Genomic DNA, 24,134 nt, shown 5'->3' with positions numbered 1-24,134 from the left:
CGGGGCACGAAAATCAAGCAAAGACCCGCCTGCCTGGGGAACTTGATGTCCGACATGACCGACGACGACACCTCCCGCAACCTGGCGGCTACGGCCTATGGGGCGGAATCCATCCGCGTGCTCAAGGGGCTGGATGCCGTGCGCAAGCGGCCCGGCATGTATATCGGCGACACCGATGACGGGTCGGGTCTGCATCACATGGTCTACGAGGTGGTGGACAACGCCATCGACGAGGCGCTGGCGGGCCATGCCGACGTCGTCACCTGTACCCTCAACGCCGACGGCTCGGTGACGGTGTCCGATAACGGCCGCGGCATCCCCACCGACATCCACAAGGAGGAGGGGGTCTCGGCCGCCGAGGTCATCATGACCCAGCTTCATGCGGGCGGTAAGTTCGACCAGAATTCCTACAAGGTCTCCGGCGGCCTGCACGGCGTCGGTGTCTCCGTCGTCAACGCCCTCTCGCAATGGCTCCGCCTGCGCATCTGGCGCAACGGCAAGGAGCACGCGATGGAGTTCCGCCACGGCGACGCGGTGTCGCCGCTGGTGGTCGTGGGTGACGGCAACGGACGCCGCGGCACGGAAGTGTCGTTCCTGCCCTCCACCGACACGTTCACGATGATCGAGTTCGACTACGCGACGCTGGAAAAGCGCCTGCGCGAACTCGCCTTCCTCAATTCCGGCGTGCGCATCGTCCTCACCGACGCGCGCCATGCCGAGCACAAGCGCGAGGAGCTGTTCTACGAGGGCGGGATCGAGGCCTTCGTGCGCTATCTCGACCGCTCGCGCAAACCGATCGAGGGCATGACGAAGCCGGTCTTCGTGCGGGCCGAGCGCGACAACATCCGCGTCGAGGTGGCGTTGTGGTGGAACGACTCGTTCAACGAGACCGTGCTGCCCTTCACCAACAACATCCCGCAGCGTGACGGCGGCACCCATATGGCGGGCTTCCGCGCCGCCATGACCCGGCAGATCACCGGCTATGCCGAATCCACCGGCATCACCAAGCGCGAGAAAATCACCCTCACCGGCGAGGATTGCCGCGAGGGCCTGACGGCGGTCATCTCGGTGCAGGTGCCCGACCCGAAATTCTCGTCCCAGACCAAGGACAAGCTGGTCTCGTCGGAAGTCCGCCCGGCCGTGGAGAACGTCCTCAACGAGGGCCTCTCCAACTGGCTCGAGGAGAACCCGGCCCAGGCGAAATCCGTGATGGGCAAGGTCATCCTCGCGGCCTCCGCCCGCGAGGCGGCGCGCAAGGCCCGCGAGACCGTGACCCGCAAGGGCGTGCTCGACATTGCGTCCCTGCCCGGCAAGCTCGCCGATTGCCAGGAGCGCGACCCGTCGAAATGCGAGATCCTCCTGGTGGAGGGCGATTCCGCCGGCGGCTCGGCCAAGCAGGGCCGCGACCGCCACTTCCAGGCCGTGCTCCCCCTGCGCGGCAAGATCCTGAACGTCGAGCGCGTGCGGGCGGACCGGATGCTGTCCTCGGCCGAGATCGGCACGCTGATCACGGCGCTCGGCGCCGGCATCGGCCGCTCCTCCACCGACCGCGAGGGCTTCAACCCCGACAAGCTGCGCTATCACCGCATCATCATCATGACCGATGCGGACGTGGACGGCTCGCACATCCGCACCCTGCTGCTGACCTTCTTCTTCCGGCAGATGCCGGAGCTGATCGAGCGCGGCTACGTCTACATCGCCCAGCCGCCGCTCTATAAGGCCGCCAAGGGCAAGACCGCGATCTACCTCAAGGACGAGCGGGCGCTGGAGGATTACCTCATCGATGCCGGCGTCGACGGGGCGGTGCTCCGGCTCGCCTCCGGCGCCGAGTTCGGAGGGCCGCAATTGAAGGCCCTGGTGGAGGAGGCGCGCCAGTTCCGCGGCCTGATGCAGGCGCTGCACACGCGCTACGACCGCGCCACGGTGGAACAGGCCATGATCGCCGGGGCCTTCCGCACCAACGTGGACGAGAACCCCGACGAGGCGACGAAGCGCGCCACCGAGATCGCCCGGCGCATGGACGTCATCGCCGACGATATCGAGCAGGGCTGGGAAGGCTCCGTCAGCGAAGGCGGCTACATCCTCAGCCGGACCCTGCGCGGGGTGCGCCAGGTCGTGACCTTGGATGCCTCGCTCATCGCCTCGCAGGAGGCCCGCCGCCTGTCCGACCGGGCCGAGGCCCTGCGCGAGATCTACGGCGAGCCGGTGACCTATGCCCGCAAGGGCGAGGAGACCGTCCTGCACGGCCCCGTGGGTCTGTTCGAAGCGGTGATGGCCTTCGGGCGCAAGGGCCTGCAGCTCCAGCGCTACAAGGGGCTCGGCGAGATGAACCCGCAGCAACTCTGGGAGACCACCCTCGACAGCGAGGTGCGCTCGCTGCTCCAGGTTCGGATCAAGGACACCCAGGATGCCGACGACCTGTTCGTGAAGCTGATGGGTGACGTGGTGGAGCCGCGCCGGGAGTTCATCCAGGAGAACGCCCTCAGCGTCGCCAATCTCGACGTCTGAGCCAGTGCGACCGGGAGGGTCGATATGAGCAACATCATCCGTCCGACCTTCGGTCAGCCGCGTCGGCCCGAGCCCGTCAGTGACGACGACCGGGTCGAGGTGACGACGCAGCGCGTCTACGGGGAGGCCGGCGATCACCGCGTCTGCCTCGTCCGCGACGACGACGCACCCGGCGGGGAGGTCTACAAGGTCGTCGTCGGGCGTCTCTCCGGACAGGAAGTCAGCACCGTGGCGATCCTGCCGGCCACGGCCGAGGGCGAAGTGGATGCCGAGATGGTCGCCCTCGCGATCCTCCGCACGCTGAGCCTGATCGACGAAGACGACGACACTCCGGGCATCGCTTGAGGGCCAGTCCTCCAGCCCGGCCGAGTTCTCCATCGCCGGCGCGAGGCAGGCGACAGGATGTCCCATCTCTTCCGAGCGACCGCCGCCGAAGAAGCCCGCGCTCCGGGCGCGATGCCGGCTGGCAGGACCCGTCTTTCCGATCAGCCGATAGCGTAAGCGTCTGCACCGGCTCCACTTACCGAGCCTCGGCGCCGCCGCGCGGCCGCTGAATCACGTCCGCCGGCACAGGCGCCTCCACCGGCGCAGTGCTCGGCAACGGACCTTCCGTAGTCCGAGGAACCATTGACGCCAGATTGGACTTATTCTAATTAGTAACTGAGGAGCAGGCGCATCGGGGGCGTCCCGAGCCGGCCCGGACATATTGGAGAGACCGATGGCACAGATCACCAGCGCAGCTTGCGAGGCCTGCCGCTTCTTCGACGACCACAAGATCAATGGCGGCCAGGCTGCCGCCGATCAGGGCCTCTGCCGCTACAACCCGCCGGTGAGCCAGCCCGAGCCGAAGTCGCCCGGCCTGTGGCCGGTGGTGGCCTCGAAGGATTGGTGCGGTCACTTCACCTCCGGCATGACCGCCGCCGAGTAAGCTCCAGCCGGCCGCCGGACCCGTCAGGGGAGACCGATGGGTCAAGCTTAGAGAGGCTCGGCACAAGGTCGGTTCCATCACGAAGGGCGAGATCGGGGCCGGTGCGGAAGCACCGGCCCTTTCTCATGTGTCGAATACGGTGGCGTCTCTTCCCGAACCTCACGAAGAATTCTCTCGCACGCGTCCCGAATTCCGTTAGGACGCCGCGAGCCGGTCATGATCCGGTCACCTTCGCGTCCGAAGCGGGGACCTTCAGACGATGGGCGGCTCCTGCCATCGCGTCCTGTGTCACGCCTCCGTATGGATGGGCGGCACAGGGACGGGCGGTTGCGTTCCGGGGCGGGTTAAGGATTTTTTCTGGATGACGTATCGACCCATTTCGGCAATGGCCGGGCGCCTCTTGGCCCCGATGGCCGGCCTCGCGCTCAGCGCGATATCGGGCTTCGCCGTGGCCGCTCCCAACGATCCGAGCGGAACCTGGCTCACCGAGGACGGGCGAGCCCGTGTCCGCATCGAGAAATGCGGCGCCAAGAACGATCACGTCTGCGGCTACGTCGTCTGGCTGAAAGTGCCGCTGAACGACAAGGGCCAGCCCCGGGTCGATTTCAAGAATCCCGATCCGAAGAAGCAGGCCCGCCCCTCCCTCGGCCACCAGCTCATCATGGGCATCAAGCCGAACGCCGAGAACCATTACGAGGGCAAGATCTACAACGCCGAGGACGGGTCGTTCTACGATGTGACGATCTGGAGCGAGAAGCCCGGCGAGCTCACCGTGCGCGGCTGCATGCTGCGCTTCATGTGCATGTCGCAGGCCTGGACCAAGGTGACGGACACGGCACCGGGCCAGATCACCGGCCCGACCAACGGCCCGGGCGGCCCCCGCTCCGATCCGGAATGGGCGCCGAAGGCCGCGCCGGCCGGGGGAGCCGGCACGCCTGCCGCATCCTCCGCCAAACCGGCCGCCACGGCACCGAAGCCGGCAGCCAAGCCGGCCGAGTAAGACGACGGCCGGAACCGTTCGATCCGGCCGAGGGTCGTTGGAATGATCGACGGCCGCTCGTATCCGCTCGATGACGTCCTGCGCGGCCGGATCGTGCCGCTACCGTGCGAACTCCTGACGATCAGGGATTTCGCACGGTAAGCGGGCGTCGGGAGTCCGGTTGCACGACAAGACCTATCCTCGGATCAAGACCCGTCCTGGGATCAAGCCCCTCGCTTGGCCGGGGAGCCGCTGCCCACCGGCATCATCGCGAAGCTGCCACCCCTGACCGTCTTCGAGCCGTCCGGGGACGTCCCCCCGAACCAGGCGCACGGCGAAGGAGGCGACCGGGATCACTCGGCGCTCGACGTAGCGGTTCCGGCAGGACCGACCGGCTGCAGTTACACCGGAGCCGCACCTCCGACGTTCGATCCCCAAGACCCTCGACCGATCCCCAAGACCCTCGACAACGAAGCCACCCACGAGCGCCCGACGGTGCGCGTGGCCGGCTTCATCGTGTGAGGGACACCGGACGCTGCGCGTCTGCGCCACGTCCGGTCGGGAACGATCGCCCAGAGCCGGTCTGTTGCCATCGGTCGGGGCCCCATTCGGCCAAACGTTGAGTGCGCCGCAGGCTCGACATAGACTTTGCTTGTCCAAGACATCGGTCGATCTTTGTAGAGGGGTCGATCGATGGATCGGCATTGCGGAGATCCAAGTCAATCCATGAATTTCAGCTTGAAATCCCTTGTCATCCTTGCGATTTCCGGAGCACTATCCGGGGAGGCCAAGGCAATCGATTCCGGCTTCTACAATGGCAGCCATGTTTGCAACGGCGCGTTGACGCTGGACGACTGGGAATTCCGACAGGAAGGATCGTCATTCGACGTCTTCTTTCGCAAGACGACGGCGTCTTCCTTCCAAAAGCTGGAGTTGGTCGCTCAGGATACGGATGGTGGTCTTCTCCTCGTCGATCGGCGCGGTCGCCCTTGGATCGCGGTGCGATTCGGGCAGAACGGCGACAGCCTCCAGGGGCGGTGGCTCACCGGCCAGGGCAAGCCGCAATCCGATTGCGAGCCCTTCACGCTCTCCCGGAGCGAGAGCGCGAAGGCTCGCATGGATCGCCTCTTCGGTCTGCTGGGCGAGACCAGTCCCTCCGTCGAAACGGTGCGAACCGTCGCCGAGGAACAGCAGAAACTCCCGCCGATCGACCTGCTGCCGGATCTGGACCAGCAAGCCTATCGCCAGCGCTATGCCGAGGCGGCGCCGAGCTTCTGGAGGCGCTTTTACGACGCCGAGCGCAAGCGGCTCGCGGAACTTCCCGTCGAACCGTCGGACGCCCGTGATCGGGCCGTCGGGGAAATGCGTGCGGTGACGAGCCTCACGCTGGCGCCCGAAGGGTCGCTCGACCGAAACGGGGCAGCCCGCCAGGCAGCCCTGGACTTCCTGCGCATCGTCGCCGACCGCCTCGCGGCGAGCGGGCGACCGCTCGAGGCCCTGCCCGGGGATACCTTGTGCGAGCGAATGGCGACGTTCGGCTCTATCGACGTCGAGCGGCTCGAATTGGCGGTCGGTCTACCGGTCGAATACTGGGACCGTGCCTTCACGGAGGACCTTCTCCAGAAAGCCCAGTCCTGCAAGGACGGCAGGACCATCGGGCGGTTGCTGTCTCAATCCTATCCCGACATCGAGAAGCGCCGGAAGGCCGCCCTCTGGCTGCGCGAGGAGCAGGAGCGCCTCCTCGCCCTTCCCCTGACCCTGACGTCGTTCCGTGACACGAACGGGTTGCAGCTCAGCAGGGACGAACTCCGCCGAAACGACGTGTCGCGAATGGCCCATGACCGCTTCCTCGGAGCCCCGCTCGAAACCCGTCGCACCGAGATGGAGCAGGCCGCCGCGCGGGAGCTTCAGGAGGCGTTCGGCGGCGACAGCCTCGAGAGCCTCCCCCTCAACGAGGCTCGCTCGCAATGTGACCGGCTCGTCGGCACGCAATGGAGCAACGAGGCCCTGTCGCGCCTCCACAAGATCTGCGCCGGAATGGCGGAAGATTACGTCGCGAGAAGCGTCCGGCAAGTCTTCCAGGAGCAGGCCGGGCGGATCGAGGCCGCACCGAAGACGTTCGGAGGGCTGGAGGCCAACAACTGGTTCCTGATGGGCACGGGCGATGTGCGCGGGATCTATCCGCCGGCGGCCCTCGTGACGGAGTTCAATGGCAAGGTCGCCGAGGTTCGGGCCGAGGCCGTCCGCATTGCGACGGGCGAAGTCGATAAGGCCTTCGCCGCCGCCGATCCTGTCTCGGACGTCACGGCCTCGCCCATCCTGCAATGCGGGCGCGGCACGATTCCGTCGCACGAAAGTCTCAGGCCCCTCGTCCAGGCCTGCCAGGAGGGAAGCCGTGCCTTGGCCGCCCGGCGCGACGAACTCCGGTGCCAGGAAGCCCTCAAGGCATCAGGTGGCGGCTCCGGCCTGCTGGAAGCCGCGATCAGGCCGAAGGCCACACCGGGCAACAGCTTCCGGGTCCGTCAGCTCGTCTGCGAGGCGGCCAGGCAGAAGGTCACGGTCACCTTCCCCACCTCCGGCATGTTGTGGTGGTCCAAGCAATATGTCGAGGCGCGGCTTCCGGCCGAGAGAGGCCGCGACCAGGTCCGCGCCCTCCGCTGGCTCATCGAGCCGGTCGCCGATGCGAAGGGTGAATGGGCGATCTCCAGGCTCGAATCCAAGACAGGGGAGGTGGCGCTGCCTTTCCCCGAAGACAGCCTGCTGCCCTGCCTCGCGCGGCAAAGCCTCTGCCGCTGACATCGAGACGGCCGTCCGCGGATCGCGGACGGCCCGAGGCCGTGACGGGTGTTAGGCCGGTAGTCGGTTAGTCCGAAATTTGGCGGGGTTTACTCGACCTTGGAGCAGTCGAGCGACCAAGGCATGATAGCCCTATGAGCGATGAACCGACACCGACTTGACGCGAAGTAATGCGCGTCATCTACAAGGCCAACAGCAGCGACAATGACGCTTGCGTCAATGCCTATGCACAGGCGGAACGCAACGGCCTCGCGCCTCGCAAGAATAACACTTTGAAGTGGGACGCAGATAAGTACGCGTCCGAACTCTGGCGAAGCGCCAGATGAGCCCCGCCATGACCACTCGGGTATCAGATCGCCTTTGGGAAATAAGCGATATTGTGGCACTGGTCGAGGCGGCTGACAACAAGCCCGCCAAACGAGGGCCTTATAAAAAAGGCAGCTGTCTAGTCTTCTAAATCCCTAATAGCGCCTTTTACATTAAGAAGGGCGTGCTTTCCAAGAAATTTAATCAATATCGTTTCAATTTTTAAGCACAGTTCCGGATCGGGTATTTCCAAAAACGCGCCTCTCACAACGAGCGGTTCTTTGAACCAGAAACGCGTCTGGTGATCTTTTACGCGAGCACGAACGTTGGCTTTCGACATTCCGACATAGACCGGACGATCTGTAGTGTCGTAAAAAACGTATACGCCGCCAGCTTGGGGGATGGTCTGAAGATCACTGGGCGTAAAATCCGACCATGATAACCCGGGTACTGCTGCAGCCTCCTTCTCGATTTGTATTTCTACTTCAGCAGGAATAACCTCGTTTAGAGCCTGTGCGAGCTTAGCTCTTGTCTCAGGCCGAGGAGACTGGGTTTTACCATTTACGATGTTCCATATGCCCGCGTATGATATGCCGGTCCGAGCCGCCAACTCGGGTATCGACACCTTTTGTTTGTGCATATTACCTTTTAGCCAATCGCTAAAAGTTGATTCTTCTTCATAAATCACGTCATCCTGAGGCATTTCCTTAGAAGACATGTCGTCCCACGATGCGGTCATTTTAATGCTTTCGGCGTTCTGACGTTGCCCGTTTAGTAACCGCCAGCCAGTGTGTCATTAATTTCAAACAGCCTCACTACCAAGTCGACACATAGCTTGACGCCCCCGTCACTCCACCAGCGCGGCGTAGGTCAGCACCCGCAATTCCCGTCTGATCGGCAGGGCCGAGGACGGGATGAGCTGGGCCAGCATCACCACGGCGAGGTCTTCGGCCGGGTCGATCCAGAACGAGGTGCTGGCCAAGCCGCCCCAGGCGACCTCGCCGGGGGTGCCGACGATCTGCGCCCGCGCCGGGTCGAGCATGACCGAGAAGCCGAGCCCGAAGCCGATTCCCGTATAGGACGATTCCGAGAAGCGCGGCTGGCCCATCGAGGCGAGGTCGCCGCCCAGATGGTTCATCAGCATCAGCTCCACCGTCTTGCGGCCCAGGAGCCGCACCCCGTCGAGGGTGCCGCGCCCGAGGATGAAGCGGCAGAAGCGCATGTAATCCGACGCCGTCGAGACGAGGCCGCCCCCGCCGGAGGCGATCGCGGGCTTGGCGGAAAAGCGGCTTCCCACCGCATCGTCGTAGAGCTTGAGGCTGCGGTCGCGGAACAGGCTGTAATTGGCCGCCAGCCGGGAGACCTTGTCGGCGGGCACGAAGAAATCCGTGTCGACCATGCCGAGCGGGTCGATGACCCTCGTCTTCAGGAAATCGCCGAAATCCTGTCCCGAGACCACCGCGACGAGGTGGCCGAGGAGGTCGGTGGCGACGCTGTAGTTCCATTCCGCGCCGGGCTGGGCGAGGAGGGGCTGACGCGCCAGCCGGGCGACCACCTCGGCGAGGCTCGCATCCTGGTTCTCGCCGAAATCGACGCCGTTCTGCCGGTAGAGCGCGTCGACGAGGGTCGCCTCCATGAAGCCGTAGGTGAAGCCCGCCGTATGGGTGAGGAGGTCGCGAATGGTGATCGGGCGCTGGGCCGGCACGGTCTCGGCCTTCACCCGGTTGCCTCCGGTGAAAACCCGCATGTCGGTAAATTCGGGCAGGAAGCGGGTGATCGGGTCGTCGAGCTGGAAGCGCCCTTCCTCGTAGAGCATCATCACCGCCACCGAGGTCAGCGGCTTCGTCATCGAGTAGATGCGGGTGATCGTATCGGCGGCAAACGGCGTCGCCCGCGCGATATCGGCCATACCATGGGCGCGGAAGAAGGCGGTCTCCCCGCGCCGCGACAGCATCACCGAGAGGCCGGCGAGCTTGCCCTCGGCCACAAGCCTGCGCATCCAGCCATCGACCCGCTCGAGCCGCTCGGGGCAGAGGCCGAGGGTTTTTGGGTCGGTGACGGGCAAGTCCTGAACCGGGGTGTCCTGCATGCGCGCCTCTCCGTCTTCACCGCCCTCGGGCGGCCGTCTCGTCGAACCTGGGTCCGGCGTTTAAAGCATCGTTCGGCGCCATGGGTACCGGTATTTGCCGGCTGTCGGTCAAACGCCGAAGAGCCGTCGCATGGCGCATCGAAGGGCCGTCGCATGACGCATCGAAAGCGCGAGACGTGGCACTCACCAGCCCATGCTGCCCGGTCCGCCCTTGAACGGGCCGACGACCTCCGGCGTGATCCAGCCGCCATAGAAGCCGCCGGGCTGCGGCTCGGCCTTCACGTCGCCGACGAAACAGGCCTCCATCGCCCCGGCATAAAAGGCGACGAAGCCGGCAATGGCCGTGAAATCCGGTGTGGGTTCCGGGTAGGCCCAGGCCGCGCCCGGCGCCCGATGGCCGCCGGCCAGGACATCGTGGAGGACGGCGCGGCCCTTCCATTCGCAGATCCCCGCCATGGTGGGCGGCCCGAGCACGCCATCGGCCACATCGCCGGGGGGCAGGTAATAGGTCGGCGGATGGCTGGTCTCCAGCACGCGGTACCCGGCCACCGTGTCGGCGACGGTCGCACCGGCGAACACCACGCGCAGGCGCCGGGCCACGCGCTCCAGCCGCGGCGGGCGCGGATAATTCCACACGCTTTCCTGGCCGGGGCCGAAGGGCAGGGGGGTGGGGTGCATCGGAATCATCCAACTTCGAAGGTGTATCAATGGGTTACCGGGAGAACACCCTTCCGGAAACGGGAGACCGTTTTCGCGATGGGGGCCGGCACGCAGGCGATATTCGAGACGCGGCGTTTGCGCGTGGCGCGGGCCATGCTAGCCCGGCTCGCGACGCGGATGATAGAAATTCGGCCGCTCCGATGGATCGGCCGTCTCGGTGAGCCGGCCATCCCGAGCCAGACACCCTGGGACAATGCCTGTGACGGATTTCGCCCTCTTTCTCGATTTCGACGGCACCCTCGTGGAGATCGCTCCCCGACCCGACCAGGTGGTGGTGCCCCCGGAGCTCGCGCCAGCGCTCCTGCGCTTGCGGGACCGGCTCGGCGGGGCGCTCGCCATCGTCACCGGCCGCCCCATCGCGGTGATCGACGACTTTCTCTCGCCCGCCAAGTTCGATGTCGCGGGCCTTCACGGGGTCGAGCGGCGGGTCGACGGGGTGGTGTCGGGAGGCAGTGCCGAGGATCATCCTGCCCTGCGCGCCCGCATCACGGGGCTCAAGGACGCCGTGCGCGGCCTCGAATCCGTGCTGATCGAGGACAAGGGCGCCTCCGTCGCGGTGCATTGGCGCCTCGCCACGCCCACCGACGCCGCGCAGGCGGAGGAGGCCGTGAAGGCGGCCGCGGCCGATCTCGGTGACGCCTATCGGCTGCAGCTGGGCAAGGCGGTCGGTGAGATCGTCCCGGCCTCCGCGACCAAGGGCCATGCCATCCGCGCCCTGTCCGAGGCGCCGCCCTATGCCGGCCGCCGCGCGATGTTTCTGGGCGACGACCTCACCGACGAGAAGGCCTTCGCCGTGGTCAACGAGGAGGGCGGAATCAGCGTCCGCATCGGCGGCAGCGACACCATCGCCACGCGGCGCCTCACCGATCCCGATGCGGTGCGCGCGCTGATCTATGCCTGGGCCGACGGCGCGCCGATCGACCCCGATGCCCTGCCGCCCGCCTGAGGGCGCGACCGGCCGCGATCCCGCATCGGGGCCGGTGCCGCAGACCAGACCGTGACGCCCCTCACCCGCATCGAGGGGGGGGCGAGATGTGAAACCCCGGATTCCAGCGCGAAGGACAACCGCACGCATGTTCGAGTTCCCGGTCCTCGTCGGCGATATCGGCGGCACCAATGCCCGCTTCGCACTCGTGCCGGAGGCGGGCGCCGGGGCGGAGATCGTCGGCCATGTCCCGACCAACGCCTTCCCCGACCCGAGCGCCGCGATCCGGTCCGTTCTCGAAAAGTATGACGGACCGGCGCCGCGCTCGACGATCCTGGCGGTCGCCGCCCGGATCGATGGCCCCGCCGTCCATCTCACCAATGCGAACTGGGTCATCGAAGGCGCGCGGATCGGCCGGGATTTCGGCCTCTCGCGCGCGGTGGTCGTCAACGATTACGTCCCCGTCGCCGCCGGCGCCGTGGATATCGCCCCCACCGACCTGACGCCGATCGGCCCCTATCGTGATGGCGGTCTGAAGGGCGACCAGGGGACGAGGCTCGTCCTCGGCCCCGGAACCGGGTTCGGGGCAGCGGCCGTCATCCCCTACGCGGACCGTCTCGCCATCGTCTCCACGGAGGCCGGCCACGTGGATTTCGGCCCCGCCGATGCGGCCGAGGAAGAGATCTGGCGGCATGTGGAGCGTATCGCGGGGAGGGTGACGGTGGAGGCGCTGCTCTCGGGACCCGGCCTCGCGCGGCTCTACAAGGCCATCCATCTCGCCCGCACCGGCCAAGAGGCGGTGGACGCCGAGCCCGCCAAAGTGACCGATACGGGTATCGACGGCAGCGACCCGGTTGCGGCCGAGGCCGTCACACTGTTCGCCAAGCTGCTCGGCCGAGTCTGCGGCGACCTCGCCCTGACCTTCCTCGCCACGGGCGGCGTCTATGTCGGCGGCGGCATCGCCCCGCGAATCCTGCCCATCCTGAAAAAGGGCGATTTCCGGCGGTCCTTTGAGCATAAGCCGCCCTTCGTCACGCAGATGGAGGCGATCCCCACCAGCGTGATTTCCGTCCAAGATCCAGCCTTTTCCGGTCTCGCCGCCCTGGCCAACCGGCCCGAGGTGTTCGTGTATCACGGGCAGGTCTGGACCGAGGACTGATCCGGGCGGCTACTCGTCCGACTCGTTGTCGACGTTCTGCTCCGCCTCGTCGTAGGTGTACCCTTCGAGCCAGTCGGCGCTGTTCTGCGATCCGGCGGGGTAGGGGTTTGACGCATCCGTCTGGCCGGCAATCTTGGCGGCCTTGCCCTCTTCCATCACGGTCTTCGAGACGTAGCCCATCGATCGATTCCTCCGCGCCGGCGCGATACCGGCCGTCACCGTGCAAGATGAGCGAGCGCCCGGAATTTCAAGGGCGCGGCTTCGTCAGATGCCGTCCCCCGCCACTTCGCGGGCCACGGCCCGCCGGCCGATGTCCCGGCGGCAGAAGCCCTCGGGCCAGTCGATCCGCGACACCGCCGCATAGGCGCGAGCCTGAGCCTCCATCATGCTGTCGCCGGTGGCTGTCACCGCCAGCACCCGGCCGCCATCGGCGACGATACGGCCATTCTCCGCCCGCGTGCCGGCCTGGAAGACGATGACCGCGTTGTTGGCGCCGGCTTCGGCGATCCCCCGGATCGTCGAACCGCGCATCACCGCGCCGGGGTAGCCGGCTGCCGCCATCACGACGGTCAGTGCGGCGCGATGAGCGTCGAACTGCAGGGTGATGCCAGTGACGTCGCCCTCGCAGGCGGCGAGCAGGGCCGGCACCAGATCGGAAGCGAGACGGGGCATCAGCACCTGCGCCTCGGGATCGCCGAACCGGGTGTTGTACTCGATGAGCTTCGGGCCATCGGCCGTCAGCATCAGGCCGGCATAGAGGATGCCGGTGAAGGGCGTCCCGCGCTCGCGCATTCCCGCCAGGGTCGGGGCGATGATCGTCTCCATCACCTCCCGTTCGAGGGCGGGCGTCAGGATGGTGGCCGGGGAATAGGCGCCCATGCCGCCGGTATTCGGGCCGCGATCCCCGTCGAAGACGCGCTTATGGTCCTGCGCCGTTCCGATCGGCACGGCGTTCGTCCCGTCGCAGAGGGCAAAGAAGCTCGCCTCCTCACCGAACAGACATTCCTCGATGACGATCTCAGCGCCCGGCTCTCCGAGCATGGAGCGGACAGCGTTCTCCGCCTGATCCAAGGTCTCCGCCACCACGACGCCCTTGCCGGCGGCGAGCCCATCGGCCTTCACAACGATGGGCGCACCGGATTGCGCCAGATAGGCGAGGGCGGCATCTTGATCGGTGAACCGGGCGAAGGCGGCGGTGGGGATGCCGCGTTCCGTGCACAGATCCTTGGTGAATCCCTTCGAGCCTTCGAGCTGCGCCGCGGCCTTGGTGGGTCCGAAGGCACGGATACCGGCCGCCTGGAGATCGTCGACTAAGCCCGCAACCAGCGGCGCTTCCGGCCCGACCACCACGAGGCCGATCCCGGCGGTCTCGCAGAACTTCTTCACCGCCTCATGATCGGCGACAGCGAGATCGGGACGGTTCTCGCCATATTCCGCCGTCCCCGGATTGCCCGGAGCCGTGAACAGGCGGGTGCAAAGCGGACTTTTGGCGATCGCATAAGCCAGCGCATGTTCGCGTCCGCCGGAGCCGATGAGGAGGATGTTCATAAGTCACGCTTCGAAGGACACGGAAGGCATGGCGAGATGCCGAACCGGTATGGACAAGAGCCTGCACAATGCGCCGAATGGCTCTCCACCATAGCATTGTCCCGGCCTCGCAGCGCCGCCCCCTAAGCATCCCGGCATGGCGTTTCCCCCGAAAAGCAGGGGATGGAAAGTCCCGGCCACGGTCCCGGTCGCGGATTCCCGTGATTTCGAGGATGCTTGGCACGCACGAAATTCATTCCCCAACCGCATATGATCGATGATAATCGGAGGAACGATGCCGGCTGTCCCCGAGTTGAATATCGTCATGCCAGGATGTCGCCACTCCGCTTCCCCGCCAATGGCCCCGACGCCGGGGTCGGGAGTGCGTTTGTCGCAGTTTCTTCAAAGCGGTCGCGTCACCGTTAAGGCCGCCAATGACAATCGCCCATCCCATATTCCGGCGTTTTGGCCTTGGGCCGTGGCTATTGGTGTCGCACCGGTCCTGTCGGGCATCCTACTCCTGGCCCTGATCTTCTGACGCTGCCTGCTCGCTCCGGGGTTTACCCGCGTCCGTACCGAGCCTAGCGTCCGCGGCGACATGGCCCTCGTTCCTCCTCCATCAACGTCTCCGCCGATCTCCAATGCTCCCGAATGGTCGGTGGGGGATCTCGCCTCGGCCCTGAAGCGAACGCTCGAGGACGCGTTCGGTCATGTCCGGCTGCGCGGCGAGATTTCCGGCTATCGCGGCCAGCATGGCTCGGGCCACGCCTATTTCTCGCTGAAGGACGGGACCGCCAGGATCGACGCGGTGGTGTGGAAGGGGACTTTCAACCGCCTGCGCCAACGGCCGCAGGAAGGCTTGGAGGTGGTCGCCACCGGCCGCATCACCACCTTCGCCGGCAAGTCCTCCTACCAGATCGTCGTCGAGACCCTCGAGCCGGCGGGGATCGGCGCCTGGATGGCCTTGCTGGAGGAGCGCAAGCGTGTCCTCTCGGCGGAGGGGCTGTTCGCGGCCGAGCGCAAGCGCACGATTCCCTACCTACCCCGGGTCGTCGGTGTCGTGACCTCTCCCACCGGTGCCGTCATTCGGGACATCCTTCACCGGCTGGAAGACCGCTTTCGGAGGCCGGTCCTCGTCTGGCCCGTACGCGTCCAGGGGGAGGGCGCGGCTGAGGAAATCGCGACCGCCATCCGCGGCTTCAATGCGCTTCTCCCGAACGGCGCCATCCCACGGCCGGACGTGCTCATCGTCGCCAGAGGTGGCGGCTCGATCGAAGATCTCTGGGCGTTCAATGAGGAAATCGTGGTCCGTGCCGCCGCGGAAAGCGCCATTCCCCTGATCTCGGCGGTAGGCCACGAGACCGACACCACCCTCATCGATTTCGTCTCGGACCGACGTGCACCGACTCCCACCGGAGCCGCCGAGATGGCCGTTCCCGTGCGCGCTGATCTCGTCGCCGAGATCCGCGACCTTGGTCATCGTCAACGCGAAGCCGTCCAGCGCAGGCTCGACCGTGAGGGTTCAGACCTGCGCGCGCTTCTCCGCGCCATGCCGGGCGCGGATGCGTTCCTGTCGGCAAAACGCCAACGCCTCGACCTTGCCGAGGCCCGGCTCATGCCGGCGCTCGCTGGCAATGCGCGCGATTACCGGGTTCGTTTCGGCCGCCTGCTCGACAGGCTCGGGCGTCATCCGCCGGAATTGCGCCTGACCCAGGCGCGTGTTCGGCTCGCCCTGGTGGCCGATCGTCCCCATTCAGTCCTGCGGAACTACGCGGCGCGCAAAGGAGAGGCCCTAGCCTATCTCGGCCGCCGCCTCGTGGTCGCCCGTGAGCAAACCCTCGTGCGTGCTCGGTCGGAGGCGGTTCGCCGACAGGAGCGGCTCGGCGCACTCGACGCTCGCCTGGGACAGGCAGCCCGTCGCCTGCTCGAGCGGCGAGCCGACCGGCTCGCAAGTTTCGCATCGCTCCTCGGGTCGTTGAGCTATCGCGCGGTTCTTGCGCGAGGTTTTGCCCTCGTGCGCGACGAGGAGGGAGCGCCGATCCGCGCCGCCGCATCGGTGATGCAGGGGCAGCGCCTGAGCCTCGAATTCGCCGACGGCACGCTTCTCGCCCGGACGGAGGCTTCGGATGCTCCGACGCCGGGAGGAGCAGAGCCTCCGAAGCGCAAGCGACAGTCGCGGAAAACGGTGGAAACACCACCGCAGCAATCCCTGTTCGAGCTATGACCCGATCACGCCGTGGGTCCTGTCGAGCAAGTCCCGCCGCAGACGCATGGCATGGCCGTGAACCTTGGCGCGAGCGATGCGTCTTGGCCCGCCGTGGCTCGCAAGCCGTCGAGAACACCGCTAAAGGCATCCGCTGAAGTCTCGCCGCTGGGGAGCAAAGCCGCCAACGGAGGGATTTTCCTGAGAAACGGTTGAAATGCATGGCGGCGCGTCGAAACACGACCTCAACACCGCCGGTATCGGCCCTGCGCAGGCTTGCCAAGGAGAGACGATGACCACCACGATCGACAGCGGACAGAAGCTACACCTCGTCTTCGGCGGCGAGCTCGAGAACCTCGACGGAGTCAACTTCCGTGACGTGAAGGGGCTCGACATCGTCGGAATCTTTCCGGACTATGCCTCCGCGCAGAGCGCCTGGAAATCGAAGGCACAGGCCACCGTCGACAGCGCTCAGACGCGCTATTTCATCGTCCATCTCCATCGCCTGCTGGAGCCATGATCTGTGCAGGGCATCCCCCAATCATAAGTGAAGGCATTGTGACGCCGGGGCGGGGGTTGTAATGGGTGCCGCGCCGATGGGCCGGTATCTGGCGCGGCTGGAAAATGTGAGATGAAGACGGCGGCATGAAGTCCTCGATCAAGATCATCGCTGGAAATGCCAGCCGTCCGCTTGCGGAGGCGATCTCCGCCTATCTCGAGCTTCCCCTGGCCAAATGCATGGTCCGTCGCTTTGCGGACATGGAAATCTTCGTCGAGCTTCAGGAGAATGTCCGCGGCGAGGACGTCTTCATCGTTCAATCGACCTCGTTCCCCGCCAATGACCACTTGATGGAGCTGCTCATCATGATCGATGCGGCGCGGCGCTCCTCGGCGCGGCGCATCACGGCGGTGATCCCCTATTTCGGCTATGCCCGACAGGACCGTCGCACCTCCGGCCGCACGCCGATTTCGGCTAAGCTTGTCGCCAACCTCATCACCGAAGCCGGCGCCGACCGCGTGATGACACTGGACCTCCATGCAGGCCAGATCCAAGGCTTCTTCGACATCCCAACCGACAACCTCTTCGCCGCGCCGGTGATCGTGCGCGACATCAAGGAGCGTCTCGACCCGAAGGAATGGATGGTGGTCTCGCCCGATGTCGGTGGTGTGGTCCGCGCCCGCGCCATCGCCAAGCGCATCGACGCGACACTGGCCATTGTCGACAAACGCCGCGAGCGCCCCGGTGAATCGGAAGTGATGAACATCATCGGCGAGGTCGAGGGCCGTTCGTGCATCCTCGTCGACGACATCGTCGATTCCGGCGGTACGCTCGTGAACGCCGCAGAAGCCCTGCTGAACGCCGGCGCCAAGGATGTGTCAGCCTACATCACCCACGGGGTGCTCTCGGGCGGCGCCGTCTCCCGCATCGCGGCTTCGCGGATGAAAGAGCTGGTGATTACCGATTCGATCCAGCCGACACAGGCGGTCAAGCTCGCCCGCAATATTCGCGTGGCCACCATCGCGCCGCTGCTCGGCGAGGCCATCGGTCGGACCGCGACAGAATCGAGTGTGTCGAGCTTGTTCGTCTGATTGGCCCGATGCCTGACCGATACGGCAGCGGTCATCGTCCGCTGGCCAAGTTACGGCGCTCGACGCCAAAATCTCAGGGACCTCGCGTCGCGCGGGTCCTCCGTCGGCGGTGACCGGACGCGAAGGCAATTGCGCGCTCTTCTGCCGCCGCCTATATACGCTGATCCCCTTTTGAGAGCGTGAGACGGGACTTCCGGATCGATTCATCCGGAGCCTGCGGACCGATGCCCGGCGCCGCCCGTTCCCCGCTAACGTCGGAGCCACAGAGCATGTCCCAAGGTCCGCTAATGCCGAAGGCGACCGCCGTCTGGCTGGTCGAGAATACCTCGCTCGCCTTCGAGCAGATCGCCGATTTCTGTAAGCTTCACCCGCTCGAAGTGAAGGGTATTGCCGACGGCGAAGTCGCTGCCGGGATCAAAGGCCTCGACCCGATCACCACGGGTCAGCTTACCCGCGACGAGATCGAGAAAGCGCAGAAATCTCCTAATTACAAGCTGAAGGTTGCCGTCTCGAAGGTGAAGTTGCCGGAGGTCAAGCGCACCACCAAGGGTCCGCGCTACACCCCTCTGTCACGGCGCCAGGACCGGCCGAACGCCATCCTCTGGCTGCTCCGCAACCACCCGGAGTTGAAGGATGCGCAGGTCATCCGCCTCGTCGGCACCACCAAATCGACGATCCAGCAGATCCGTGAGCGCACCCACTGGAATTCGAGCTCGCTGCAGCCGATGGACCCGGTGACCCTTGGTCTCTGCACGCAGATTGATCTCGACTTCGAGGTTCAGCGCGCCGCCAAGGACCGACCGGCCGTTCTGCCGACCGATGCCGGCGCAACCCTGTTGCCCACAGAGGTGTCCACCGCAGGCAGCTACGAAGAGGCGGACGAGCATCATCGCAACGAACGCGACGAGAAGCTCAACGCGGATTCGGTCTTCGCCAAACTCAAGGGCATGCGCAACACTGAGGATGACGACGAGGAATAATCGTCACCTCGACGACACCACAACCCAATCGAATCTTCCCGAGGGCGCTGCTGTTGCAGCGCCCTTCTTCGTGTTGGTGCACCGCATGATCGCCAACCATAAGAAAATGCGTAATATTGATCCTCCTCGATCCACGGGGACACTTTTTCGGGGCGGATAATGGCCTCTCGCGAGACAGGACACGATGTGGCGGAGCACCAGCCGGGCAGCCACGGATTCGGACCGGACATCCTGGTGACAGGATCACTCCCTGACGCGGCGACCGGGGATGTTGTCCCGCGCATGGCAGCGTCGGAGCCTGTGACCCTGGCGGAGTCGTTGATGAGCGAGGAGGGCTGGAGCCCGCTGAATTTCGACGAGACTGGCCCAAACCCGCCCTACTTACGCATCGGCGGCAAGCTCTCGATGACGCTGACGGAATATGAGCCGTGTTTTTCGTCGTATAGCCGGGATCGCATCCTGTTCCGATCCAAGGTTTCGATGGCCGAGCATTTGCGGAAATACGATCAGATGATGATTGATCCGCTCGCCTTCGAGGAATGTTTCGGCCCTGGCGAGGGGACCGACGCGACATTCCCGTTCGGCGCTTGGCTTACGATCCGCAAGGTTGGATTTTCCGGCATCGAACTCTGGGATAAGGGCCGGGGCGATGTAGTTCTTCCACTCGAGGCACTCTCGATCGCCTCCGCGATCTGGCTGCGCCACGCCGAGACGCCTCGCTGGATGCTCACCTGATCGCCCCACCCACCAACGATCCGAAGCGTTATGTTGCCGAAACGCACGAGATCAGGTATGGGAGCGCCGTCCTCCAATCGGATTCGACTGCGCGCGGGCGTCTCGTCCCGTCACCGGCCCGTTGGAGAATGGCCCTCGACCATCGCTTCATATTGCGTTGGCCCTCCTACGGGGGGTGAGCCTGTCGGATCCCATCAGGGGCCGCGGGCGGTGATCGCCGAGGGTGCCCCGTCACACGAACCGCCGACGCCGGCCTCGCACGAGAGGCCTGTCAGGAGACAGAATGACCGCTGGTAACGCCCTGCAGCGTAGCCCGAGCCGCGACGACTTCGCGGCTCTCCTCGAGGAGAGCTTCCTCGAGCACGAGATCACCGAAGGGTCCGTCGTCAAGGGTCGCGTCGTCGCGATCGAAAAGGACGTGGCCGTCATCGACATCGGCGCCAAGACGGAAGGCCGTGTCGCCCTCAAGGAATTCAACGGCCCCGGCCGCGAAGGCGAACTTGCCGTCGGCGACGAGGTCGAGGTCTATGTCGACCGCATCGAGAACGCCCTCGGCGAGGCCGTCATCTCGCGCGATAAGGCACGCCGCGAGGAGAGCTGGGTCAAGCTCGAGAAGGCCTTCGAGGCCAATGAGCGCGTCACGGGCGCGATCTTCAATCAGGTCAAGGGCGGCTACACCGTCGATCTCGATGGCGCCGTGGCCTTCCTGCCGCGCTCGCAGGTCGATATCCGTCCCGTGCGCGACGTCACGCCCCTCCTTGGCACCCCGCAGCCGTTCCAGATCCTCAAGATGGATCGTCGCCGCGGCAACATCGTCGTGTCGCGCCGCACCGTCCTCGAAGAGAGCCGCGCCGAGCAGCGCTCCGAGCTCGTGGCCAACCTTGAAGAAGGCCAGGTCATCGACGGCGTCGTCAAGAACATCACCGAGTACGGCGCGTTCGTCGACCTCGGCGGCATCGACGGCCTGCTCCACGTCACCGACATGGCATGGCGTCGTGTGAACCACCCGTCCGAGGTCGTGACCATCGGCCAGACGGTCAAGGTCAAGATCATCAAGATCAACCACGAGACCCACCGCATCTCGCTCGGCATCAAGCAGCTGCTCGCGGATCCGTGGGAGGGTATCGCCCAGCGCTACCCGGTCGACGCCAAGCTCAAGGGCCGTGTCACCAACATCACCGATTACGGTGCCTTCGTGGAGCTGGAGCCGGGCATCGAAGGCCTGATCCACGTTTCCGAGATGTCCTGGACGAAGAAGAACGTCCATCCGGGCAAGATCGTCTCCACCTCGCAGGAAGTGGAAGTGCAGATCCTCGAAGTCGATCCGGTCAAGCGCCGCATCTCGCTCGGCCTCAAGCAGACCCTCCAGAACCCCTGGGAGGCCTTCGCCGAGCAGCATCCGGTCGGCTCCGAGGTCGAAGGCGAGGTCAAGAACAAGACCGAGTTCGGTCTGTTCATTGGTCTCGACGGCGACGTCGACGGCATGGTTCACCTGTCGGATCTCGACTGGAACCGCCCCGGCGAGCAGGTCATCGAAGAGTTCAAGAAGGGCGATATGCTGCGCGCCCAGGTTCTGGACGTCGATGTCGAGAAGGAGCGCATCTCGCTCGGCGTGAAGCAGCTCGGCGGCGACCCCTTCACGGAAGCCGGCGAACTCAAGAAGGGTCAGATCGTGACCTGCGAAGTGGTGGAAGTGAAGGATTCGGGGGTCGAAGTTAAGATCGTCGACACCGATCTCTCCACCTTCATCCGCCGGGCCGAACTCGCCCGCGATCGTGGTGATCAGCGTCCCGAGCGTTTCGCCGCCGGCGAGAAGTTCGATGCCCGCGTGATCCAGTTCGATCGCAAGGCCCGTCGGGTTCAGCTCTCGATCAAGGCCCTGGAAATGGCCGAGGAGAAGGAGGCGATGGCCCAGTTCGGCTCCGCCGATTCCGGCGCCTCCCTCGGCGAGATCCTCGGTGCTGCCTTCAAGAAGGCCCGCACCAGCGACGACAAGGACGACGCGCAGGACTAGGCCCCGCGCAGATACGAATGGCGTCCAGCTCGTTCGAGCTGGACGCCATATCTCGAAACGCCCGCGCGGGATCGTCTCTCGCGCGGGCGTTTTCGTGTCTTGGTACGAGACCTCATGACAGGACGGTTTCAAAACGCGACGTTTGAACGGATTGCGGCATCCGGCAGATTGTTGACCGCCGGCCCATCGGCTAGGAACCCGGCGACCGAAGAAACGGCTCGAACTGCACACGCCACTTTTCGAGACATAGCCGGTGCCAGACACTCGTCTGCAGTGGCAGCCACGTATGACATTCGGGTCGCACTTTAATCAGCTGAAAACAGCACTCACGTTTCATCGGCGGTGGTCGGCCATAAGCTCGTGCCGGCTCGCCATGATGCGGACCTCTTCGGGCCTTGGACACATAGCCCCACCTCAAGACGTCGCATTGAGGCCTGTTCTATAAGTGTTCCAGAGAGAAAATCGGAACACCGAAACGCTCAACGAGACTGATAAATAATAGCTGGAAGACTATCGCAGATCCCTTTACCGACCAGGGTCAGCGAGGCATCGATCCGGCAGACTGGTCAAGCCAGCACACTGGGCAAGAATGCCCGTGGGAAGAAGCGCTCCTCCGATCCTCTCGATCCGATGCCCTGAACGGACAGACGTCCGATGAGGGTCCTCCGGACGTGTTCTGCAGAACGAGGTATGGCGATGAGCGCCGATAATAACGATACGAGCCCGTCCAACGGCGCTTCCTCCACCACGCCTGCCCTGAACCGCAGGCAGATTCTTGGCACGGCCCTGACCGGAATGGCGGCTGTGGCAATGCCCGGCTCCCTGGTCCTCGCTGCCCCTCCGGCAAAGAAGGTTGATGTCCTTCTGATCGGCGGCGGCATCATGAGCGCCACCCTCGGCGTCTGGCTGCGCGAACTCGAACCCAACTGGTCGATCCAGATGATCGAGCGTCTCGATGGCGTGGCGAAGGAGAGCTCCAACGGCTGGAACAACGCCGGCACGGGTCATTCCGCCCTCGCGGAGCTCAACTACACACCCGAGAAGAAAGATGGGCAGATCGAGATCGCCAAGGCCGTCGAGATCAACGAGGCCTTCCAGGTCACCCGCCAGTTCCTGGCGTGGCAGGTTCGCAACGGCGTCCTGAAGAACCCGCGCTCCTTCATCAACTACACCCCGCATATGAGCTTCGTGTGGGGCGACGAGAACATCGCCTTTCTCGAGAAGCGTCATGCCGCGCTCAAGGCGAGCCCCCTCTTCGCCGGCATGGATTATTCGACCGATCCCGAGCAGATCCGGAAATGGGTTCCCCTGATGATGGAGGGCCGCGATCCCAAGCAGAAGATCGCAGCCACCTGGACCTCTTTGGGCACCGACGTGGAGTTCGGCGAGATCACCCGCCAGTTCGTCGCGCATCTGCAGAGCCAGCCGAATTTCGACCTGCAGGCCTCGTCCGAGGTCCGGACCATCGACAAGAACCCCGACGGCTCCTGGCGCGTGGTCTCTCGGAACCTCAAGGACGGGTCCGAGCAGAGTATCGACGCCAAGTTCGTCTTCATCGGCGCTGGCGGCGGATCCCTGCATCTCCTGCAGAAATCCGGCATTCCGGAAGGCGAGGATTACGCGGGCTTCCCCGTCGGCGGCTCGTTCCTCGTCAATGAGAATCCGGATGTGACGACGCAGCATCTGGCGAAGGCCTACGGCAAGGCCTCGGTCGGCTCGCCGCCGATGTCAGTTCCGCATCTGGACACGCGCGTCCTCGACGGCAAGCGCGTCCTGCTATTCGGTCCCTTTGCGACATTCTCCACCAAGTTCCTGAAGGAGGGCTCCTATTTCGACCTCCTGTCCTCGACGACCACCAGCAACGTCTGGCCGATGGTTCGCGTGGGCGTGGATGAATATCCGTTGGTGGAGTATCTGGCCGGTCAGCTGATGCTCTCGGACGATGACCGCATCGCCGCCCTGCGTGAGTATTTCCCCAAGGCCAAGAAGGAAGAATGGCGCCTATGGCAGGCGGGCCAGCGCGTGCAGATCATCAAGCGCGACAAGGACAAGGGTGGCGTTCTGAAACTCGGCACGGAGATCGTCAGCGCGAAGGACGGCAGCATCGCGGCGCTGCTTGGCGCCTCCCCGGGCGCGTCCACGGCCGCTCCGATCATGCTGAAGATGCTGGAGAAGGTGTTCGCCTCGAAGGTTTCGTCCCCTGAATGGCAGTCGAAGCTTCGGCAGATCGTCCCGAGCTACGGATTGAAGCTGAACGACGATCCGGAACGGGTCGCGCAGGCCTGGGCCTATACGAGCGAGCAGTTGCAGCTGCCGTCTCCTCCGCAGATCGACGTCGAGGCACTGAAGCAGACGCCGGTCAGCAACACCGTCCTCAACAGCAACCGTACCACCACGACGAAGCCGGTCCACGACCTCGCTCCCTGAACGAGCGAAGCCAGACGCTGAAATCCTCCGATGTCGCCCGTTCGCCATCGGAGGATTTTGCTTGGGTTGAACGATCGAAGCGAAAACCCGTCGCCGCGCCGGCACGACGCCTCGGCTTCGACCGATCCTAATACCACCCATCGGGCCCCGTATCCCTTGAGGCAGTGTCCTGACGCCGCGCGTCCAGCCAACGAGTGCTCTTGCCGGTCCGCAGAAGGGAGCGCTAGAACACGGCCCTGCTTTCGCGT

At 65.1% G+C, this 24,134-nt stretch carries 20 protein-coding genes; 15 read left to right on the top strand and 5 right to left on the bottom strand.

All coding sequences use genetic code 11. The features are described 5' to 3' along the window. Window positions 1-54: 54 nt before the first annotated feature. From gyrB to RQI43_RS01130, 6 genes are all read left to right on the top strand, one after another. Window positions 55-2,508 carry a DNA topoisomerase (ATP-hydrolyzing) subunit B gene (gene gyrB, locus RQI43_RS01155; RefSeq protein ID WP_056433715.1) on the top strand — a complete coding sequence of 818 codons (2,454 nt, stop codon included), beginning with the start codon at window positions 55-57 and terminating at the stop codon, window positions 2,506-2,508. Between the two features lie 24 nt (window positions 2,509-2,532). After that, window positions 2,533-2,853, top strand: a complete 321-nt coding sequence (locus RQI43_RS01150) for a hypothetical protein (RefSeq protein ID WP_043764525.1) — start codon at window positions 2,533-2,535, stop codon at window positions 2,851-2,853. A 373-nt stretch (window positions 2,854-3,226) separates the two neighbouring features. Beyond that, the gene (locus RQI43_RS01145) at window positions 3,227-3,436 is read left to right on the top strand and encodes a hypothetical protein (RefSeq protein ID WP_056433285.1); all 210 of its coding nucleotides are present in this window, start codon (window positions 3,227-3,229) and stop codon (window positions 3,434-3,436) included. Between the two features lie 361 nt (window positions 3,437-3,797). Continuing rightward, on the top strand, window positions 3,798-4,436 hold the full coding sequence (locus tag RQI43_RS01140; RefSeq protein ID WP_056433281.1) for a DUF2147 domain-containing protein: 639 nt from the start codon (window positions 3,798-3,800) through the stop codon (window positions 4,434-4,436). A gap of 216 nt (window positions 4,437-4,652) precedes the next feature. Next, entirely contained in the window at window positions 4,653-4,937 is a 285-nt protein-coding gene (locus tag RQI43_RS01135) for a hypothetical protein (RefSeq protein ID WP_311273940.1), read from the top strand. Window positions 4,938-5,141: 204 nt separating this feature from the next. Next, window positions 5,142-7,211, top strand: coding sequence for a hypothetical protein (locus RQI43_RS01130; RefSeq protein WP_311273939.1), 2,070 nt, complete (start codon window positions 5,142-5,144; stop codon window positions 7,209-7,211). A 445-nt stretch (window positions 7,212-7,656) separates the two neighbouring features. Here the strand turns inward: RQI43_RS01130 and RQI43_RS01125 are convergent, their stop codons facing one another. The 3 genes from RQI43_RS01125 to RQI43_RS01115 all read right to left on the bottom strand — a co-directional run bounded on the left by RQI43_RS01125 (window position 7,657) and on the right by RQI43_RS01115 (window position 10,284). Further along, window positions 7,657-8,256: a helix-turn-helix domain-containing protein gene (locus RQI43_RS01125; protein ID WP_246689368.1), complete on the bottom strand. Its 600-nt coding sequence runs from the start codon at window positions 8,254-8,256 to the stop codon at window positions 7,657-7,659. 108 nt (window positions 8,257-8,364) lie between these two features. Further along, window positions 8,365-9,606, bottom strand: coding sequence for a serine hydrolase domain-containing protein (locus tag RQI43_RS01120; protein ID WP_311273938.1), 1,242 nt, complete (start codon window positions 9,604-9,606; stop codon window positions 8,365-8,367). Between the two features lie 183 nt (window positions 9,607-9,789). Further along, on the bottom strand, window positions 9,790-10,284 hold the full coding sequence (locus tag RQI43_RS01115) for a DUF427 domain-containing protein (RefSeq protein ID WP_311273937.1): 495 nt from the start codon (window positions 10,282-10,284) through the stop codon (window positions 9,790-9,792). A 235-nt stretch (window positions 10,285-10,519) separates the two neighbouring features. Here RQI43_RS01115 and otsB point away from each other — a divergent pair, with 235 nt between their 5' ends. Continuing rightward, a complete protein-coding gene (otsB, locus tag RQI43_RS01110) occupies window positions 10,520-11,272 on the top strand; it encodes a trehalose-phosphatase (RefSeq protein ID WP_405030530.1) in 753 nt (250 codons plus the stop codon). A 127-nt stretch (window positions 11,273-11,399) separates the two neighbouring features. Further along, complete coding sequence (locus RQI43_RS01105) at window positions 11,400-12,410, top strand: glucokinase (RefSeq protein WP_311273935.1); 1,011 nt, start codon at window positions 11,400-11,402, stop codon at window positions 12,408-12,410. Window positions 12,411-12,419: 9 nt separating this feature from the next. Here RQI43_RS01105 and RQI43_RS01100 read toward each other — a convergent pair whose 3' ends face one another. Then, on the bottom strand, window positions 12,420-12,590 hold the full coding sequence (locus RQI43_RS01100; RefSeq protein ID WP_200919216.1) for a hypothetical protein: 171 nt from the start codon (window positions 12,588-12,590) through the stop codon (window positions 12,420-12,422). 84 nt (window positions 12,591-12,674) lie between these two features. Continuing rightward, complete coding sequence (gene purD / locus RQI43_RS01095) at window positions 12,675-13,958, bottom strand: phosphoribosylamine--glycine ligase (protein ID WP_311273934.1); 1,284 nt, start codon at window positions 13,956-13,958, stop codon at window positions 12,675-12,677. Between the two features lie 577 nt (window positions 13,959-14,535). On the opposite strand from purD, the gene xseA reads away from it, so the two are divergent. The 7 genes from xseA (at window position 14,536) to mqo (ending at window position 23,886) form a co-directional block, all read left to right on the top strand. Then, window positions 14,536-16,161: an exodeoxyribonuclease VII large subunit gene (xseA, locus tag RQI43_RS01090; RefSeq protein WP_311273933.1), complete on the top strand. Its 1,626-nt coding sequence runs from the start codon at window positions 14,536-14,538 to the stop codon at window positions 16,159-16,161. Window positions 16,162-16,432: 271 nt separating this feature from the next. Next, window positions 16,433-16,660 (top strand): DUF4170 domain-containing protein, encoded by a 228-nt coding sequence (locus RQI43_RS01085; protein WP_056433705.1) that lies wholly within the window; start codon window positions 16,433-16,435, stop codon window positions 16,658-16,660. Window positions 16,661-16,785: 125 nt separating this feature from the next. Beyond that, window positions 16,786-17,730 (top strand): ribose-phosphate pyrophosphokinase, encoded by a 945-nt coding sequence (locus RQI43_RS01080; protein ID WP_019903469.1) that lies wholly within the window; start codon window positions 16,786-16,788, stop codon window positions 17,728-17,730. A 269-nt stretch (window positions 17,731-17,999) separates the two neighbouring features. Further along, window positions 18,000-18,710 carry a DUF1013 domain-containing protein gene (locus RQI43_RS01075; RefSeq protein ID WP_056433259.1) on the top strand — a complete coding sequence of 237 codons (711 nt, stop codon included), beginning with the start codon at window positions 18,000-18,002 and terminating at the stop codon, window positions 18,708-18,710. A gap of 282 nt (window positions 18,711-18,992) precedes the next feature. Continuing rightward, the gene (locus RQI43_RS01070; protein WP_244477971.1) at window positions 18,993-19,445 is read left to right on the top strand and encodes a hypothetical protein; all 453 of its coding nucleotides are present in this window, start codon (window positions 18,993-18,995) and stop codon (window positions 19,443-19,445) included. A gap of 283 nt (window positions 19,446-19,728) precedes the next feature. After that, window positions 19,729-21,459: a 30S ribosomal protein S1 gene (gene rpsA / locus RQI43_RS01065; protein WP_056433243.1), complete on the top strand. Its 1,731-nt coding sequence runs from the start codon at window positions 19,729-19,731 to the stop codon at window positions 21,457-21,459. Between the two features lie 696 nt (window positions 21,460-22,155). After that, window positions 22,156-23,886, top strand: coding sequence for a malate dehydrogenase (quinone) (gene mqo, locus RQI43_RS01060; protein ID WP_311273932.1), 1,731 nt, complete (start codon window positions 22,156-22,158; stop codon window positions 23,884-23,886). Window positions 23,887-24,134 lie beyond the last annotated feature (248 nt).

The sequence above is a fragment of the Methylobacterium sp. WCS2018Hpa-22 genome (genome assembly GCF_031843785.1).
Taxonomy (GTDB): Bacteria; Pseudomonadota; Alphaproteobacteria; order Rhizobiales; family Beijerinckiaceae; genus Methylobacterium.
The sequence above is the reverse complement of the archived record's forward strand: the minus strand, read 5'-3'. Positions and strand labels throughout refer to the sequence as shown.